General features: G+C 73.1%; 10 protein-coding genes. 1 reads left to right on the top strand and 9 read right to left on the bottom strand.

The window, feature by feature from the left end; genetic code table 11:
- Positions 1-123 precede the first annotated feature (123 nt).
- The 6 genes from ACFQSB_RS28045 to ACFQSB_RS28020 all read right to left on the bottom strand — a co-directional run bounded on the left by ACFQSB_RS28045 (position 124) and on the right by ACFQSB_RS28020 (position 7307).
- Entirely contained in the window at positions 124-1320 is a 1197-nt protein-coding gene (locus tag ACFQSB_RS28045) for an FAD-dependent oxidoreductase (RefSeq protein ID WP_380829901.1), read from the bottom strand.
- A complete protein-coding gene (locus tag ACFQSB_RS28040) occupies positions 1317-1913 on the bottom strand; it encodes a PadR family transcriptional regulator (RefSeq protein WP_380829900.1) in 597 nt (198 codons plus the stop codon). The genes ACFQSB_RS28045 and ACFQSB_RS28040 overlap by 4 nt, the downstream gene beginning before the upstream one ends.
- A 142-nt stretch (positions 1914-2055) precedes the next feature.
- Positions 2056-3273, bottom strand: a complete 1218-nt coding sequence (locus ACFQSB_RS28035; RefSeq protein WP_380829899.1) for an acyltransferase family protein — start codon at positions 3271-3273, stop codon at positions 2056-2058.
- A 67-nt stretch (positions 3274-3340) separates the two neighbouring features.
- Positions 3341-5710: a xanthine dehydrogenase family protein molybdopterin-binding subunit gene (locus ACFQSB_RS28030; RefSeq protein WP_380829898.1), complete on the bottom strand. Its 2370-nt coding sequence runs from the start codon at positions 5708-5710 to the stop codon at positions 3341-3343.
- Entirely contained in the window at positions 5707-6702 is a 996-nt protein-coding gene (locus ACFQSB_RS28025; RefSeq protein ID WP_380829897.1) for an FAD binding domain-containing protein, read from the bottom strand. The genes ACFQSB_RS28030 and ACFQSB_RS28025 overlap by 4 nt, the downstream gene beginning before the upstream one ends.
- On the bottom strand, positions 6699-7307 hold the full coding sequence (locus ACFQSB_RS28020) for a (2Fe-2S)-binding protein (protein WP_380829896.1): 609 nt from the start codon (positions 7305-7307) through the stop codon (positions 6699-6701). Before ACFQSB_RS28020 ends, ACFQSB_RS28025 begins: the two co-directional genes overlap by 4 nt.
- A 116-nt stretch (positions 7308-7423) precedes the next feature.
- On the opposite strand from ACFQSB_RS28020, the gene ACFQSB_RS28015 reads away from it, so the two are divergent.
- Positions 7424-8074, top strand: a complete 651-nt coding sequence (locus ACFQSB_RS28015) for a TetR/AcrR family transcriptional regulator (RefSeq protein ID WP_354835681.1) — start codon at positions 7424-7426, stop codon at positions 8072-8074.
- Between the two features lie 18 nt (positions 8075-8092).
- On the opposite strand, the gene ACFQSB_RS28010 is transcribed toward ACFQSB_RS28015, so the two are convergent.
- The 3 genes from ACFQSB_RS28010 to ACFQSB_RS28000 form a co-directional block, all read right to left on the bottom strand.
- Entirely contained in the window at positions 8093-10603 is a 2511-nt protein-coding gene (locus ACFQSB_RS28010; RefSeq protein WP_380829895.1) for a sensor histidine kinase, read from the bottom strand.
- Positions 10604-10964: 361 nt separating this feature from the next.
- The gene (locus tag ACFQSB_RS28005) at positions 10965-11198 is read right to left on the bottom strand and encodes a hypothetical protein (RefSeq protein ID WP_380829894.1); all 234 of its coding nucleotides are present in this window, start codon (positions 11196-11198) and stop codon (positions 10965-10967) included.
- Positions 11199-11467: 269 nt separating this feature from the next.
- Positions 11468-13006, bottom strand: a complete 1539-nt coding sequence (locus tag ACFQSB_RS28000) for a SagB/ThcOx family dehydrogenase (protein WP_380829893.1) — start codon at positions 13004-13006, stop codon at positions 11468-11470.
- Between the last annotated feature and the right edge of the window lie 24 nt (positions 13007-13030).

Genomic DNA, 13030 nt, shown 5'->3' with positions numbered 1-13030 from the left:
GGGTCTACGCTGAGGCCCGCGGCCATCGCATGATCTTCGGATGTCTTCACAACCACTGATGATCACGCGGTGGCCGTACCCATGCCCCCATAACCAGCGAGATCACGAACAGTCACTGGAGTACTAGCCGAGGGTGGCGGCCGGTTCGTCCCAGGCGATGACGTGACGCTGTTCGACGCCGAAGGCCCGCTCGGGGTGCATGACCGTCTTCAGCATGATCGGCATCAGCAGCGGCATCAGGGCCCTGGCCAGCGGCCCGGCCGCCTTGCCGCCGTTGATCCTGGCCGCGCGCGCGGCGACCCGCTCCACCCTCGGCCGGCGCAGGCGCTCGTAGGCGGCGAAAGCGGAGGGCGCGTCGGGCAGGTCGCGCACGCAACGGGCGAGCTCGACGGCGCTCTCGACGGCCAGTGACGCGCCCTGGCCGGAGCTGTTGGACGGGGCGTGCACGGCGTCGCCGACCAGGACCATGCGGTCGCTGTGCCAGCGCGGCACGCGCGGCATCATGTACATCGACCCCAGCACCTGGAGCCGCCCGGGGTCGGTGTGCCGGATCAGCTCGGCGCCGGGGTGGTCCTCGGCGTGGTGCTCCAGCAGCCTGCGCAGCCACTCCTCGTTCGGGATCCGCCGGGCCTCGGTCAGGGTCATGGACGGGTGGGGCAGGTTGGCGCCCCACTCGGCCCCGCCGCCGGGGTGCGGGCGGAACAGGTAGAAGCCGCGCCTGCCGAAGGCGTAGGTGATCGTCCCCTCGTGCTGCCGCAGGTCGAAGTCGGCGATGGCCTCGAAGCCGAGCAGCCCGGTGGGGGTCGGGCCCGGCGCGTCCGGGTCGATCAGCGTGCGGACCGTGGAGCGGATGCCGTCCGCGCCGACCAGGATGTCGGCCGTGGCCGTGGTCCCGTCGGCGAACCGCGCCGTGACCCCCGAGCCGGTCTCCTCGGCTCCCACCAGCCGCTTGCCGTGCTCGACCCGGACGCCGAGCGCGACCGCGCGGTCGTACAGCGCGCGGTGCAGGTCGGCGCGCCAGATGAGCTGCAAAGGCGCGAGGCCGGGCAGCGTGGGCAGGGTGTCGAGCCGTCTGCGCCCGACGGCCATGACCGAGCGGGGCATCGGACGGGCGAGCGCCCGCACCGCGTCGGCGGCACCGACGATCTCCAGCGCCGCCAGGCCGTTGGGCGCCAGGCCGAGCGAGCCGCCGGCGCCGTCGGCCGTGGTCGGGTAGGCCTCGTAGAGGGTGACCTCCACCCCGGCCCTGCGCAGGGCCATTCCCGCCACCGGGCCCGCGACGCCGCCGCCGATGACCAGTGCCGTCCTCACCTTGCTCATGTCATGTCCTCCCGCATCCGTTGCCAGGCCCGCTCGTAGGTGGGGTCCTTCAGGGACTCGGCGAGATCGGCGGCGAAGCGGATCTCGGCCTCCACCAGGGCGAGCCGGTAGCGCTCCTCGGCCAGGAACACCCAGTGCACCTGGTCCTCGCCGGCCTGCCGCAGCACCCCCCGCACCTCCTCGGCCTGCTCGGTCAGGGCCGCGAGGCGGCGGCCGAGCAGGCCGGCCCCCTCCGCCGGGGCGAGCACGGCCAGCAGCGACAGGGCGACCCCGAAGGAGGGGTACTCCTCGCGGGGGACGGCGACCAGTTCGCGCATCCAGTCGTAGAGCTCGGCGCGTCCCGCCTCGGTGATGCCGTAGATGGTGCGTTCCGGACGCTGGGTGTCGCGCACGGTCTCCCGTTCGGCGACGAACCCCGCCTTGCGCAGTTGCTCGACCACCATGTACAGCGACCCGCGGTTGTACTTGATGCTGCGGTCCTTGCCGTGCTCCTGGAGTCGTCGTCCGAGCTCGTAGGCGTGCATCGGCTCGGCCATCAGGTAGACGAGCACGGCCAGAGCCAGCGGATTGGACACCTTGCGTCGCTTCTCCACGAGTTCCCACCTTGTTAGTTGATACTGACTATCAATCATCGACTAGTTGATGTCAACTATGACTTTCGCGACGAGGCACCCCCGGTATCTCCCGAACCGCTCCCGGGACATCTCGCGGGATCGAATGGCCGAGGCCGGGCGCCTACGCGGCGGGGGAGGCGCTGCGGCGCCGGTCGCCGTGCGGGGCCCGGCGGGCGAGGCGGTGGCCCAGGCGCTGGGCGGGGCGCTCGACCAGGCGGTAGGTCACCCAGGACGCGGGCAGGACCAGCGCCAGGAACAGCGCGGCCATCAGCACCTGGACGTGCCACGCCGACCAGCGCAGGTCGCCGGTCACCGAGACGTACAGCCGCAGCAGCGGATGGTGCAGCAGGTAGAGCGAGTAGCTGACCAGCCCGAGCCAGGTGAGCACGCGCGGGACGCGGCGGCGGCGCAGGGCGAAGGCGCCCGCGAAGGTCGCGCTGGCCAGCGCGACGGTGGTGATCCACACATCCGGCGCCGACCACCACCAGCCGGCCTGGCGGGCGGGCAGCGGGGTGAGGGCCACCAGCGCCATGGTCAGCGCGACCGGCCAGAACGGGCCGGTGCCGCTCTCCCAGCGGTACACGGCGGTTCCGGCGAACATCACCGCCAGGATGAGCACGCCCAGCCAGGGCACCCGGCTGCCCAGGAACAGCAGGACCAGCGCCATCACGCCGAGCAGGCAGGCGCCGGTCCTGCGCAGGCGGCCCGACACCACGCACGCGAGCCCGATGGCGAGGACCGCGCCGGACGCCCATACGACCCAGGCGCCGCGCAGCGCGGCGGCCGGGACGAGCGCGGCCACGGCGACCGCCGCCAGGCCGAGCACCACCGCGGGCACGGCGCTGCGCCGGTGCGCGCCGGTGACGAACAGCGCGGTGACCAGCAGGTAGAAGACCATCTCGTAGGACAGGGTCCACATGGTGTCGGCGACGCCGCCGACGCCGACCACGTCCAGCAGCATGGTGGCGTGCGCGACCGCCGCGGCGGGGTCGCGTGGCACCGCCTCGCGCACCGGCAGGCGCCACGCCATCGCCAGCACCAGCCCGATGACCAGCAGGTACAGCGGGTACAGCCGGAAGGCGCGGCTGATCCAGAACGCCCGCACGTCCCCGTGCCGTTCCAGTGAGGCGGGGATGATGTAGCCGCTGACCAGGAAGAACACCAGGACGCCGTAGATGCCGATGTTGAACCAGTACGGGCGCAGCCACGGGACCACCCAGGGCAGCAGGTGCTCGGCCACCACCGCGACGGCGCCGATGCCCCGCAACGCGTCCAGCCACGCCAGGCGGGAGGAGGGGCTCACCGCGGACACGGACGGCGTACCGGGCACGACAGACACCCGACACAACTTACCGAACCCCCTGCCGCCCCCGCGCCCGCCGCCGGCGGGGGAGCCGGAGGGGTGGTCAGAGGAGTTTGTCGGGGGTGATGGGCAGGTCGCGGACGCGGCGGCCGGTGGCGTGGTGGACGGCGTTGGCGACGGCGGCGGCGACGCCGGTGATGCCGACCTCGCCGACGCCGATCAGGCCGAGCGGCATGGTCGGGTCGGGCTCGTCCAAGTAGCAGACGTCGATCGGCGGGATGTCGGCGTGCACCGGGACGTGGTACCCGGCGAGGCCGGGGTTCATGATGCGCCCGGTGCGCGGGTCGGTCAGCGTCTCCTCCGACAGGGCCATGCCGATGCCCATGACGATGCCGCCCCGCAGTTGGGCGGCGGCGGTCTTGGCGTTGATGACCGTCCCGACGTCGAACGCCCCCACCCACCGCGACACCCGCACCTCGCCGGTGTCGGGGTCGACGCGCACCTCGCAGAACTGCGCCCCGCACGCCGCCTTGGTCCAGCGCCGCCGGTCGAGCAGGAACTTGGCCATGAACCGGGCCTGTCCGACCGCCGTCCCGACGCGCGTGTCGGATCCGACGGCCACCTCGACGTGCGGGCGGCCCGCCCGGGCGAGGATCGCCGCGTACGTCTCGCCTGCGACGGTCCCGGCGGGGGAGGTCCACAGCCCCCCGTCGCGGGCGCGGACCTCGGCCCGGCGGCTTCCCCGGAGCGGGGAGTCCTTCGACCGCCGGGCCAGCGCCAGCATCGTGCCGCGCAGCCTCGCGCAGGCGGTGCCGAGGCTCGCCGCCACGCTGGCGGTCTGGCCCGAGCCTCCCGCCCCGGGCCCGGTGGGCAGGTCGGAGTCGCCGTACTCGACCCGCACGGCCTCGAACGGCACGCCGAGGGCGTCGGCGGCGATCTGCGCCTGGGCGGTCGCCCCGCCCATGCCCATCTCGTGGAACCCGCAGCGCACCAGCACCGTGCCGTCGGCCGACAGGCGCACCGTGAGGTTGGCGGCGAACTGCCACGCCGGGTGGTAGGCCGAGGCGACGCCCATGCCGACCAGCCACCTGCCGTCGCGCATCGAGCCGGGCTCCGGCGTGCGCTCCGCCCAGCCGAACCGTCGCGCGCCCATCGCGTACGCCTCGCGCAGCATCCGGTGGGAGAAGCGCTTGCCGTCGATGGGGTTGCGCTCGGGCTCGTTGCGCATGCGCAGCTCGATCGGGTCCATGCCGAGCTCGCAGGCCAGCTCGTCGATCGCCGCCTCCAGCGCGAAGGTGCCGATCGACTCCCCGGGCGCGCGCATGTAGGTGTTGGAGACCGTGTCCAGCGCGACCTGGCTCTGCTGGAGCAGGATGTTCCCGGCGTCGTAGAGGTGCCGCGACTGGGAGGTGACCTGCTCGGGCCCGCCCCCGACCCGGCCGATCTGGGTGACGCCGGTGTGGACCAGCGCGGTGAGCCGCCCGTCGGGCCGGGCGCCGAGCGCGACGCGCTGCGCCGAGGGGGTGCGCCCGCCGACCGTGCGGTAGACGCCCTCGCGGGTGAGCGTCATCCGCACCGGCCGGCCGGTCACCCGTGCCGCCATCACGGTGAGGATCGTCCCGGCCCACACCACGGTCTTGCCGCCGAACGCGCCGCCGACGTACGGCGCGACGACGCGGACCCCGGCGGCGGGCACGCCGAAGCGCAGGGCGAGATGGTCGCGCATCCAGGCCACGTTCTGCGCGCCGTCGTGGACGGTCAGCCGGTCGCCGTCCCAGACGGCCGTGGTGGCGTGCGGCTCGATCGCGTTGTGGGCGTGCGCCGGCGTGGTGTACCGCAGGTCCACCGACACCGGCGCCGCCGCGAGCGCGGCCTCGGCGTCGCCCTTCTTCGCCGAGCCCTCGGAGACCATGTCGTTCTTCTGCGGCGTGGCGTTCGGCTCCTCGGCGGCGAAGTCGACGGCCGCGGGCGACTCGCGGTAGGTGACCCTCACCAGCCGGGCGGCGTGCTGGGCGGCGTGCAGGGTCTCGGCGACGACGACCGCGACCGGCTGGCCGTTCCAGTGGACCTCGTCGGTGTTGAGGTAGGCGACCGACGTGCCGGAGGCCATCGTGCTGAGGTTCATGACGCTGACCGGCGGCGGGGGCTTCAGCACGGGCGCGTTGTGGTGGGTGATGACGGTGAGCACGCCCGGCACGGCCGACGCCTCGGCGGTGTCGATGGCGGTGAGGTGGCCGCGCGTGATGGTCGCGTGCACCAGGACGGCGTGGGCGAGTCGGGGGTAGGGGTGCTCGGCCGAGTACCGGGCCGCGCCGGTGGTCTTCGGCACCCCGTCCACCCGGTCGACCGGCCTGCCGACCAGACGCCTGGAGCCCTCCACGCGCGCCGGGCCGCGCTCCCCGGCCGGCGACGTCACCGGCGAGCCCTCCGCCGCGGTCGTGCCGTTCGTGCCGTGCGCATCGGTGCGGGTCATGCCGCGCTCCCGTCGGTGAGCAGCCGCAGCAGCGTCGCGGTGACGGTGCGCCGGGCCAGCTCGATCTTGAAGGTGTTGTGGGACAGGGCGGTGGCGGCGGCGAGCTCGGCCTCGGCGGCCCGACGGAAGGACTCCTCGACGGCCGGCGCGCCGAGCAGGACCCGCTCTGCCTCCCGGGCCCGCCACGGCTTGGCCGCGACGCCGCCGAGGGCCAGGCGCACCTCCGCCACCGCGCCGTCGCGGACCTCCATCGCCGCGGCGACCGAGACCAGCGCGAAGGCGTAGGACGCCCGGTCGCGGACCTTGCGGTAGCGGGAGGTCGCCGCGACCGGGCAGGGGGGCAGTTCCACCGCCGTGACCAGCTCGTCGGCCTCGATCGCGCTCTCGATGTGCGGGGTGCCGCCGGGCAGCCGGTGGAAGTCCTCCATCGGGACGCGCCGTTCGCCGCGCAGGCTCTCGACGACGACCACGGCGTCCAGCGCGGCCAGGGCGACGCACATGTCGGAGGGATGGGTGGCGACGCACGCCTCGCTGGCGCCGAGCACGGCGTGGTCGCGGTTGAGCCCGCCGATCGCGTCGCACCCGCTGCCGGGCTCGCGCTTGTTGCAGGCGGCGGCGCCGTCGTAGAAGTAGGGGCAGCGGGTGCGCTGGAGCAGGTTGCCGCCGACCGTCGCCATGTTGCGCAGCTGCGCCGAGGCGCCGCTGAGGACGGCCTGCGCCAGCACCGGGTACCGGCCGCGGATGACCGGGTGGGCGGCCAGGTGGCTGTTGCGCGCCAGCGCGCCGACGCGCACCCCGCCGTCCGGGGCCTGCTCCACCCGGTCCAGGGGGAGGCCGGTTATGTCGACGACCGTGGCGGGGCGTTCGACGTCCTGCCGCATCAGGTCGACCAGATTGGTGCCGCCACCGAGGAACCTCGCGCCCGGCTCGGCGGTGATGGCGCGCAGGGCGGCCGGGACGTCGCCGGGGCGCACGTAGGCGAGCGGCCTCATCGGGCGGCCTCCGCCGCGGAGGCCGGCCGTCCGGCGCGCGCGGCGGTGTGCTCGCGGTCCGCCCGCCGGTCCCCGTCTTCGGCGAGTTCCCGCCGGGCCTGGGTGGTGGCGACCTCGCGGATGGCGTCGACGATGCCGTTGTAGGCGCCGCAGCGGCACAGGTTGCCGCTCATGCGCTCTCTGATCTCGGCGTCCGTCAGCTCGGCGCCGGTCGCGGCCAGGTGCTCGGTGACCAGGCTCGGCGCGCCGGAGGCGTGCTCGGCGAGCATGCCGATCGCCGAGCAGATCTGCCCGGAGGTGCAGTAGCCGCACTGGAAGCCGTCGTTGCGGATGAACGCCGCCTGAAGCGGGTGCGGGCCCTGCTCGCCCGCGACGCCCTCGATGGTGGTGACCTCGCGGCCGGCGTACTGCACGGCGAGCGTCAGGCAGGAGTTGATGCGCTCGCCGTCGACGAGCACCGTGCACGCGCCGCACGCCCCCTGATCGCAGCCCTTCTTGGTGCCGGTGAGCCCGAGGTGCTCGCGCAGGACGTCCAGCAGGCTGACCTGTGGCGGGATTTCGCAGGTGTGGACGGTCCCGTTGATCCTCAGTTGTACCTCGACCACGCGCTGCCTCCCGCCGGTGGACGTGATGCGTCCGGATGTGCGCCGACGTTAACAGAACGATGTCATCTTAACAAGAGAACGGCGTTCTTTTATCGTCGCCGTATGCTTGCTGCGACATGACGCAGGGATTCCTCCGGGCCAGACGGCCCGAGCACAAGCTGCAGCGGCGCGAGGCCATTCTGGAGGCCGCCCGCGAACTGGCCCTGCGATCCGGCGTGCGCGCGGTCAGCCTCGGCGGGGTCGCCGCCGCCGCGGGCCTGGCCAAGTCCAACGTCGGACGCTACTTCGGCACCCGCGAGGAGATCTACCTCGTCCTGGCCGCCGAGGAGTGGCGAGAGTGGGGGAGCGAGGTCGCCGAACGGCTCGGCCGGGCCACCGGCCTCGCGGCCGTCGTCGCCGCGCTCACCGAGACGCTCGAGGCGCGGCCGCTCATGTGCGACCTGCTCGGCAACACGGCCACCAGCCTCGAGCACAACGTCTCGGTGGAGGCGGCGCGCGCGTGCAAGCGCGCCGTGCTGGACGTCATCGGCGACCTGGCCGCCCGCGTCGCCGCGGCGCCCTCCGGCCTGACCGAGAGCGAGGCCTACGAGCTGGTCGGGCTGGCGACCGCGGGCGCCGGAATGCTCTACCCCGTCTCCAACCCTCCCGCGGTGCTGCGCGAGATCTACGCCGAGGACCCCGTCATGGCGGCCGCCTGCCCAGCGTTCCTGCCGGCGCTCAAGCGCATCGTGATGGCCGCCGCCGTCGGCCTGCCCGCGCTGCGCTGACCCTTCCGCACCCGCGCCTCAGGGGACCGGCGGTCCGGCCGAGCCCATCGCCGCGTGCTCCCCGGGGTAGTCCTCGCCGAGCCCGGTGGTGGTGGTGGGGGCTTGGGCGGTGAGGTGGAACCAGCCGTCGGTGTCGATGCCGGCGGTGAGGTGGCCGTTGATGGTGCGTAGGCGGGTGGTGAGGTTTCCGAGGCCGTTGCCGCCGTTGACGGTGGGGGTGGTTTCTGTGGGGTCGACGCCGTCGTTGGCGATGTGCAGGTGGATGGTGTCGTTGTGGCCGTTGGTGTGGATGGTGGCGTGGATGGTGGCGTGCTGGGCTTTGCTGTGGCGCAGGATGTTGGTGACGGCTTCGCGTAGGACGGTGGCCAGGACGGTTTCGATGTGGGGTGGGAGGTCGGGGGTGGTGATGGTGGTGGTGACGTCGATGTCGGCGGCGGTGAGGACGCTGGTGGCGGAGTCGGCTTCGGTGGTGAGGGACATGGTGCGGTAGCCGTTGGCGACGGTGCGGACGTCGGAGAGGGCTTGGCGGGCGACGGTGAGGATGTCGGTGATCTCGTCGCGGGCGCGGTGGGGGTGTGCGGGGAGCAGGCGGTGGGTGAGTTCGCTTTTGAGGGTGATGGCGGAGAGGCTGTAGCCGAGCAGGTCGTGCAGGTCGCGGGCGACGCGCAGGCGTTCGCGGGTGACGGCCATGCGGGCGAGTTTGCCGCGTGCGGCGTACAGTTCGGCCACCAGCGTCGACAACGAGCTCATCCCGTACACGATCATGCCGGTCAGCAGGCTGGACACCGGGAGGTACACCAGGTAGCGCGGCTCGGCGCCGAGGGCCATCGCCAGCGGCACCACGCTGCCCACCACGGCCGCGTACAGCGCCCACCCGGCGCCGCCGGGCACCACCAGCAGCACCGACCCGGCCAGGAAGCCCACCATGGAGCCCCACGGACGGCCGACCCACAGCAGGGGCAGATAGCAGACGAGCGCCTGGGCGCACAGAGAGAACACGCGGGCCCCTCGCGACCAGCTTCGGGGACCGCGGAACGAGTGGACGAGTTGCAGGCCGAGATCGGCGGCCAGGCACGCCGCGAAACCGAGCAGGCCGGCGGTGCCGGGCGCGGCGTCGATCACGTTGATCAGCATGATCGCCGCGTATCCCGCCAGCACCACCAAGGTCACCGGGATCGGCTGGCGCGGCCCCCACAGGTCGGTGTCGACGTCGTCGGGCACCATGCCCGCGCGGGGGAACGGCAGCATCTGTTTCAGCCGGTGCCGCGCCGACCTGAGCCGCCACAGCGGTGAGACGCGCGGCGCGGCGCCGTCGGCGGGATCGGCGCGCGGGGCCGGGCCCCGGGAGAGCGCCCGCTGCGCGAGCCGGGGGACCAGCCGGGGGACGATCGCGTCCGGCGGCAGCTCCCGTTCCGGGACGGGCCGGTGCCCGGTGGTGGTGGTGGGGGCTTGGGCGGTGAGGTGGAACCAGCCGTCGGTGTCGATGCCGGCGGTGAGGTGGCCGTTGATGGTGCGTAGGCGGGTGGTGAGGTTTCCGAGGCCGTTGCCGCCGTTGACGGTGGGGGTGGTTTCTGTGGGGTCGACGCCGTCGTTGGCGATGTGCAGGTGGATGGTGTCGTTGTGGCCGTTGGTGTGGAGGGTGGCGTGGATGGTGGCGTGCTGGGCTTTGCTGTGGCGCAGGATGTTGGTGACGGCTTCGCGTAGGACGGTGGCCAGGACGGTTTCGATGTGGGGTGGGAGGTCGGGGGTGGTGATGGTGGTGGTGACGTCGATGTCGGCGGCGGTGAGGACGCTGGTGGCGGAGTCGGCTTCGGTGGTGAGGGACATGGTGCGGTAGCCGTTGGCGACGGTGCGGACGTCGGAGAGGGCTTGGCGGGCGACGGTGAGGATGTCGGTGATCTCGTCGCGGGCGCGGTGGGGGTGTGCGGGGAGCAGGCGGTGGGTGAGTTCGCTTTTGAGGGTGATGGCGGAGAGGCTGTAGCCGAGTAGGTCGTGCAGGTCGCGGGCGACGCGCAGGCGTTCGCGGGTGACGGCCATGCGGGCGAGTTTGCCGCGTGCGGCGTACAGTTCGGCCACCAGCGTCGACAACGAGCTCATCCCGTAGACCACCAGGCCGGTGAGCAGGGCGAAGCCGGTGCCGTACGCCAGGCCCACGGGGGGCACGCCCTCGGAGGCGAGCACCGGCAGGATGCCCGCGCCGCCGGCCACGTACAGCGGCCAGCGCGCGGGCCCGGTCACCGACAGCAGCGCCGATCCGGCGAGGAAGCCGATCATGCCGCCCCACGCGCTGCCGAGCCACCAGAACGGCAGGTAGGTGGCCAGCGCCTGGAGCGTCAGGGTGGTGGCCCTGGTGCCGGCCCGCCAGTGCCGCGGCCCGGCGAGGGAGTGGGCGAGCTGCAGGGTGAACACGAGCGTCAGGCAGACCGCGAAGCCGGCGAGACGGGCCGCGTCCGGGCCGGTCATGAGCACGTTCATGATCGTGGTCAGCGCGAACCCGGCCAGCATCACCACGGTGATGGGCAGCACCACCCGGGGGGTCCACGGCGGGCCCTCCGCCTCGCCGGAGGGCTGCAGGGGCGCCGCTCGCGCGCCCCTGGTATGCAACGGTGAAAGCCCGCTTGTCACTTCGCTGTCCATTGACTCCCGCTCCGAAGCGCGAGGACTGGGAGCGCTCCCATGTGTCCGCCGCTCTCTACGGATGTCCATGGATGGTGCGCGCCGTGATCAGGGTCTCAGGGGATTCTACGGAAGAACAGGGGTTGACGCTCATCGCGGTCGAGCGCGGGCTTGGCGTGCGAAGGGTTTCGGTCGTGCGCGGGCGCGGGGGCCCCGGGCGTGGGGGCACAGGGCGCGGAAGCGCAGGCGGAGGGCGGGCGGCGCCGCCGGTGGTTCACCCGCAGTAGGTGGGCACCGCGAACGCCGGGGTGGAGCCGTCCAGCTGCTCGATGATCAGATCCTGCCCCAGGTCGAAATGTGACTCGAACTCGTATCCGGCGCTGGCGGGGTGAATGCCGAATGCGCCGAGAAGGTGGTTTTCCCCCTGTTCCGTGGACTTCGGGTCCTGCCAGGCCTGGGCGACGAACTCGGTGAAGTGCCGGTCGGTGTCGATGGTGCAGGTCGGCATGGCCTTCCCCTTCTTTTCGCGGTGGCGTTCCCAGCTGTCCTAATTGTGCGATGAGAAGCCGGGTAAGAGGAAGGCCGCACTTCACGAACCGGTCGTGAATTCCTCATGGCCGGTATTCCCCATGGTTTGACCGAGCATTTTATATCGGACCGAAATCAGCGCTTGATATGGCGCGGCGGGCGTCGGGAGGCGACCGGAGGGCGCGGCGCGAGGCGGGAGGAAGCCCGCCCGAAGGCGCCGCAGGACGGCCGGGGAGCGCGGCGGCGGGGTCAGCCGGCGCTCTTGTGCAGCAGCTCCGCGGCGAGGTCTCCCCAAGCGGGGTCGTTGGCCGGGCGGCGGCCGGGCGGCAGGGCCTGCGGCTCCTCGTCCCGGTTGCCGAGCGCGAACCCGCTCACGCACGACTCGGTGCGCCAGTCGGTGCCGAGGGCCCGGGCCGTCGCCTCGATGTCGGCGGCGCCGAGCGCGCACCCGGCCAGCCCCATGGCCGTGCTGACCAGGTAGAGCGTCTGGGTGAGCGCGCCGGCGTTCTTCAGGATGAGCGCGTACCCGGGGCCGGTGTACTTCCAGGAGACGCGCCTGAACCGGGCGGTGACCAGGATCAGCACCGGCGGGACGGACGCCAGCCCCGCCGACAGCCGCCCGCGGTCGAGCAGCTCCCGCAGGTCCACCGCGTCCACGTCGATCGGTTCCAGCCGGTGCCCAAGCGGGTCGTAGTGGTACATCCCATCGCGGATGCCGGCGCACCCGCTGACGGCCGTGTACAGCTCCAGCTCGTAGGCCGACCCCGCGCTCGCGTACGGGCGGTCGCTGGCCAGGCCGCTGCCCGCCCCGCCGTGGGCGGCCGAGGTGAGCGAGCGCACCCGGGCCGTCCGGTACAGCACCTCGCCGAGCTGCCGGTCGTTCAGCGGCTCGTCGCCGAAGCGGAACGCGGGGCGGTGGCCCTCGATGGCGGCGGTCAGCGGCGGGTCGCCCTCGATGAGCCGGTCCCAGCACGGCCGGGGCAGCGGGACGTACCCGCCCTCGGTGGCGGGTTTGGTGACCGGCTCGACGGCCCAGCGTTCGCCCATCGGGTAGGTGGCGCCGAAGTCGCGGTCGTGCCGGCCGAGCGTCGAGCGGGTGTGGAACATCAAATCCTGCGGCAGCCAGGTGACCAGCGCGGGGTCGGTGTCCTCGGCGAAGGTGGGCGGGCCGGGCGACTCACCCGGCTCGGCCTGGACCACCATGCCTGCGGCCACCAGGTAGGCCAGGGCCGCCGCGCCCGGCACGGACGCGGGGAGCCCCGCCAGCGCGGCGTCCGGGGTCATGCCCCGGCTCAGCGCGCCGACGAGCCACATCGCCTCCGCCCGGTGGAACACCACGCGGTGCAGCGACAGCGGCGACTCCAGCCAGTACGCGCCCTCCTCGGCCCGTAGCACCGCGAACCGGGACATGCGCACCGCCCGCACCGGCGACAGCCGCGCCGGCCGGAAGCGCGCCTGCCTGCTCAGCGGCACGACCGACAGCAGGGCCCGCTCCTGGTCCAGGCCGAGCGAGCGGACCACCAGGTGCTGCAGCCGGACCAGCAACCGGTCCAGCTCGGCCCGCTCGGCGGGGTCGCTGATCGCGTTCTCCAGCGAGACCGGGCCAAGGCTCATCCGGCGCAGCGCCTCCACCACCCGGGGCGCGGGATGCGGCACGCTCTCGTCGCCCCAGCGGCTGTGCAGCGTGACCACGTCCTCGCGCGCGTCGGGCTCCACGTGCACGTCCTCGCGCAGCGACCAGAGCAGGAAGCCGCCTGAGGCGGCTTCCTCGTCCAGAGGTGGGGACACGTGGCTTCTCCTGGTTCGTGTTAC

This window comes from Sphaerisporangium rhizosphaerae (assembly GCF_042665155.1).
Taxonomy (GTDB): domain Bacteria; phylum Actinomycetota; class Actinomycetes; order Streptosporangiales; family Streptosporangiaceae; genus Sphaerisporangium; species Sphaerisporangium rhizosphaerae.
Note: the sequence above shows the minus strand (reverse complement) of the source record. Positions and strands in the feature narration are given on the sequence as shown.

Excerpts from the sequence above, each read along its gene's own strand:
- ACFQSB_RS28045 (WP_380829901.1), bottom strand. The coding sequence starts at position 1,320 with ATGAGCAAGGTGAGGACGGCACTGGTCATCGGCGGCGGCGTCGCGGGC.
- ACFQSB_RS28030 (WP_380829898.1), bottom strand. The coding sequence starts at position 5,710 with ATGACCCGCACCGATGCGCACGGCACGAACGGCACGACCGCGGCGGAG.
- ACFQSB_RS28025 (WP_380829897.1), bottom strand. The coding sequence starts at position 6,702 with ATGAGGCCGCTCGCCTACGTGCGCCCCGGCGACGTCCCGGCCGCCCTG.
- ACFQSB_RS28015 (WP_354835681.1), top strand. The coding sequence starts at position 7,424 with ATGACGCAGGGATTCCTCCGGGCCAGACGGCCCGAGCACAAGCTGCAG.
- ACFQSB_RS28005 (WP_380829894.1), bottom strand. The coding sequence starts at position 11,198 with ATGCCGACCTGCACCATCGACACCGACCGGCACTTCACCGAGTTCGTC.